The organism is Plantactinospora sp. B5E13 (assembly GCF_039871775.1).
GTDB lineage: Bacteria > Actinomycetota > Actinomycetes > Mycobacteriales > Micromonosporaceae > Plantactinospora.
The window spans coordinates 1-4,644 of sequence record NZ_JBDPLT010000096.1 but is presented as its reverse complement, the minus strand read 5'-3'; the positions used below and the strand labels follow the sequence as shown (position 1 = coordinate 4,644).

Sequence of the window (4,644 nt, the reverse complement as noted above, 5' to 3'; positions counted from 1 at the left end):
CTTGAAGATGGTGGTGGCGTCTCCGCTGTTGGTGTCGCGGAGGTACCAGGTGGAGTTGCTGGGGCGGAAGACGCCGACGGTGTCGGTGCCGTCGCCGTTCCAGTCACCGGAGATCGGAATGTCCTCCGTACGAGGAACCACGTCATCGACGATGTTGTCGTAGCGGACCGGGGTGTAGAGGCCGGCGTTACTGGCCGACCAGGTGCGCTCGATGGTGTCCCTGCTGCCCGTCTGCTCGATGACCACCGGTTCGGTGTGCGCGGAGTTGCCCCACCTCACGAACAGGGCGACGTGGTTCTCGCTGGGATCCCCGGTGTGCCGGAGCAGGGCGTCACCCGGCTTGAGGTCGCTGCGCGGGATCGTGTGCGACCGGGTGTCCAGGTTTCCGGTCCAGAAGGAGCTTCCGGAGCCGCCGAGACCCCACGCCATCGAGACGAAGCCCGAACAGTCGGTGCGGTAGTCACCGTAGCTGTTCTGGTAGCACCGGGACTGGCTGTACGGGACACCACCCACGCTGAGCCAGCTCCGTGCCCGGGTGATCGCATCGGCGCGGGACATGGTCTTGTCGGAGCCGTTGTTGGCGCACGGCACCGGCGTGGTGGCCACCGCGGCGAGGGTACCCGCCTGCGGTGAAAGGCCCGGGTACTCGGGCAGCGGCGGATCCCCGGGCACGCCGGCTGCGGCCGGTCCGGCCACGTCGACCGCTGCGGTGTCCGGCGTCGCTGACGCGGTCGTCGGCGTCAACGTGACAGCCGTGGCCAGCACGGTGATCGGTACCACTGACCAACGTGCCAACCAACCGCTCCGTCGAGCGTAAGAGCGCATGTATGTGTCCTCCCGATAAGGGCGGGCTGTGGCCTCGCCTACCGAGAGTGTGGGAAGCGCTCCTGGCGTACGGCTGGAGGGACAACTCCTGTACCGGCTCTCGTACCACGATCGGTCATGCCAGGCACCGAAGAAGGCCGTCGTGCCGGCGGCGGCCAGCGGTCATCCCGAATATCATCCATGGTCGTCCATTGGAGAACGGGCAGGCCGGCGCCAGGCCGGCCATCTTCGGCACGGGGGATTCGAGTCGGCTATGAACGATCGAGAGCACGAGGGTCTTGGTGAACTTCTGCGGAGCGCTCGGGTGAGCCGGGGCCTGACCCAGGCCGACCTCGCCGGTCAGGCCGGGGTCAGCGTCGGTGTGGTCCGCGACCTCGAACAGGGGCGCAGCGGGCGGCCACGAGCACGGTCACTGCAGGCGCTCGCGGACGTCCTGGAACTACACCAGGACGACCGCAGGCGCATGAAGCAACTGGCGCGACCGCCGCAGCGGGAGCGCGTCGACGCGGCGGGTCCGGCACGGATCTCGGTTCTGGGGCCGCTGCTGGTCACTCGGGCCGGTCAGCCGGTCAACCTCAACGCGGGCCGGCACCGCATCGTGTTGGCGCGCCTCGCGCTGACCCCGGGCCGACCCGTCAGCCGGGACGAGCTGATCCACCTGCTGTGGCAGGACTGTCCGCCGCCGTCGGCCGCCAATGTGGTGCAGACACACGTGAGCCGGCTCCGTCGCCTCCTGGAACCGAAGCAGCAGCCGGAGCGGCCACCGATGGTGACGTTGGGATCGGGCGGTTACCAACTCCAGGCCGACGGCGATCAGTTGGATCTGTCCGGGTACCGGTCCCGGGTGGCCGAGGCTGCTGCGTCAACTGTCCCGCCACAGCGCGCCTTCGACCTGCTCCTCGACGCGCTGAACATGTGGCGCGGCGATGACGCCGCCGAGGACGTGCGGGAACTCTGCGGTGATCCACTGATCACGGCGCTCGCCGAGGAACGGGTGGAGAATGCCGTCCGCCTGGCGCGCCTCGGGGAGGTGGTCCACCGACAGCGGCAGGTCCTTCCGCTGCTGCGTCGGCTGGCCGGGCGGCATCCGTGGCACGAGTCGCTGCACGCGCGGTTCGTGGTCGCGCTCGCCGCGGCGGGACAGCAGGCCGCCGCGATCGAGGCCTTCGACAGCATCCGTCGACGGCTCGCCGAGGAACTGGGCATCGATCCCGGTGCCGAGTTGGTCGAGGCACGACAGGCCGTCCTCACCGGGCAGGTCGATCGACGGGGCGGCACTCCGGTGGGCGGCACCGGCGACGTCACGCCGCGGCAGACGCCGGCGCCGCCGTCGGACTTCTGCGGCCGGGTCGACGAACTGCACCGGCTCGAGCGGGCGCTGCGCTACCCGAGAAGCGGTTCGACAGTCGTCTGCGTCGTCTCCGGCATGGCCGGTGTCGGCAAGACCAGCCTCGCCCTCAAGGCGGCCTGGAGAGTACGCCGGGACTTTCCGGACGGTCAGCTCTACATCGACCTGAGAGGCAACGACGACCGGCCGGTCAGCGTCGCGTACGCGCTCGCCCGACTGTTGAAAGCCCTCGGTGTCGAGGTCCGCGCCATTCCCGCCGACGAGGACGAGGCGGCCGGACTCTACCGCAGTGTGCTCGCCGACCGGCGGGTCCTGATCGTGCTCGACAACGCGTACAACGCCGCCCAGATCCGCCTGCTCGTCCCGGGCCCCGGTCGCAGCGCAGTGCTGGTCACCAGCCGCAACCAGTGCGAGGAGCTGGATGACGCGATCACGACGCTGCTGCCGGTTTTCGAGCCGGACGAAGCGTTGGACCTGCTCGGGCTCAAACTGGGAACGGACCGGGTGCGGGCCGAACGGAAGGACGCCGAGGCCCTCGTCGACGCGTGCGGCCGGTTGCCGATCGCGGTACGGCTGATGGCCGGCCGGCTGACCGGCCGTCCAGGAAGTACGGTCGCCGACGTCCTGCGGCGGCTCACCGACGAACGGTCCCGGCTGGAGCAGCTGAGCCTCGGCGACAGCACGATAACGAGCACCTTCGCCATCAGTTGCCGCGACCTGCCGCCGCCGACGGCCGAGGTCTTCCAGGCCGCCGCGCTGATCCCGGGAGAGAGCTTCTCGGTCGCCGCGGTCGCCGCACTCCTCGGCGCCGAGCAGCGGATCGTCCGTCCGGCGTTGGACCACCTCGTCGCGGAGAACCTGCTCCAAGCCGGCAGGGTGGACCACTACCGGTACCACGATCTGCTGCGGCTCTACGCGGTCCGAGCCGGTGAGCGCCAACAGACACCGCTCGACCGCACCGCGGCGTCGGGTCGGCTCTACACCTGGTATCTGGCCCGGACCGCGTCCGCGATGACCCTGGTCTACGCCGACATGGTGCGGCTGCCGATCGATGTCGACCTGACCGGAGCCCGGTTTCCGGATCTCGACGCCGCCATGGCCTGGCTGAACGAGGAAGCGGGAAACCTCGTCGCCGCGATCGAGGCCGCCGCGGTCGGCGAGCACCGCGCGCGGTCCTGGCAATTGGCCGACCAGCTCCGCGGCTACTTCTTCACCTCCGGAGACGTGGTTGCCTGGCTCGCGACCGGGTCGGCAGGGCTGGCCGCCGCGGAGGCCGCCGGCGACGTCCGCGCCCAGGCGGCCATGCACCAGACCATCGGTCAGGCGCACTGGGCGGCGGGAAAGCATCACCTCGCGGCCCTGGCCTACCGCCGCGGCATCGCGGCCGCACAGCACAGCGGCTGGCTCGTCGGCGAGGCCTACCTGTCGCACAACCTCGGTCTCGTCCGGGCCGAGCTGGGCCACCTGGACGAAGCGCAGGAGCTCTACCGGCGGGCGCTTGACGTCGGAACGGGCCCCGAGTTCGACCACATCCGGGCGGTGACCCTGAACGACCTGGCCACGATGTGCCACGAGCAGGGACAGCTCGTCGAAGCCGTCGGGTACCTGCAGGCGGCGCAACGACTGAACGAGAAGTCGGCACGCCACCCCTCGGCGATCGCGAACCGGCACAACATGGCGATGATCCTGCGGCAGCTGGAGGACTTCGACACCGCGTACGCCCACTTCGAGGCCGCCCTCGAACACCACCGTCGTACCGGGTCCACGCTGCGTGAGTTGTCCGTGCTCGACGAGCTGAGTCAGCTCGACCGCCAACGCGGCGAGTGGGTGTCCGCGGTGAACAACGCGGTGGAGGCGCTGCGGCTCGCCCGGCAGCAGCGCAATCTGCGTGCCGAGGCGGCCATTCTCAACACCCTGGGGTTCGCGCTGCTGGGCAGCCGCGCCGTCCACGACGCCCGCACGCGGTTCACCGAGAGCCTGTCGATCAGCCGGAACAACGGCTTCCAGTACTTCGAGTGCCAGGCGGGCGTCGGCCTCGCCGAAGCCGCGTTGTTGGACAGCGACGCCGAGGAGGCCCGCCGTACGGCGAAGGAGACGCTCGACATCGCCGTCCGCAACACCTACCGGCCGCTGCACGCCGACGCCCTCATCGTGCAGGCCAAAGCGGCGATCTGGCTGGGTGAGACGGACGCGGCGGCACAGCACTGTCGGGCGCTCCGTGACCTTCTGCGGACGACGCATCTACCGGACCGGGTGCGCGAGTGCGATGCCCTGGAGGCGCGGATCGGGCAGCCGGACGTGATCAGGCCGCCCGGGTAGGCGGCCCTGGTCTCGTTCGCCGGCTGCCGACCGCCGGCTGGCCTGGGTGGGCCGGCCGGCGGTCGGTGTGTGGGGTGGGTCAGATGCCGTAGATGAATTGGTGGTCGACGGCGCCGGCGCTGTTGGTGTTGCGGAGGTAGACGGTGTTGTTG

Annotated in this window: 1 protein-coding gene and 1 pseudogene; one reads left to right on the top strand and one right to left on the bottom strand. The window is 70.1% G+C overall.

Translation table 11 applies throughout. From position 1 onward, the window contains the following. Nucleotides 1–795 (bottom strand): annotated as a pseudogene (locus ABGB05_RS36780) (hypothetical protein); the annotation flags it as partial. A 283-nt stretch (nt 796–1,078) separates the two neighbouring features. Here ABGB05_RS36780 and ABGB05_RS36775 point away from each other — a divergent pair. Beyond that, nucleotides 1,079–4,492, top strand: coding sequence for a BTAD domain-containing putative transcriptional regulator (locus ABGB05_RS36775; protein ID WP_347658651.1), 3,414 nt, complete (start codon nt 1,079–1,081; stop codon nt 4,490–4,492). Nucleotides 4,493–4,644: the final 152 nt, after the last annotated feature.

Bases quoted from the DNA above. Each gene is read 5' to 3' on its own strand.
- ABGB05_RS36775 (WP_347658651.1), top strand. From the start codon at position 1,079: ATGAACGATCGAGAGCACGAGGGTCTTGGTGAACTTCTGCGGAGCGCT.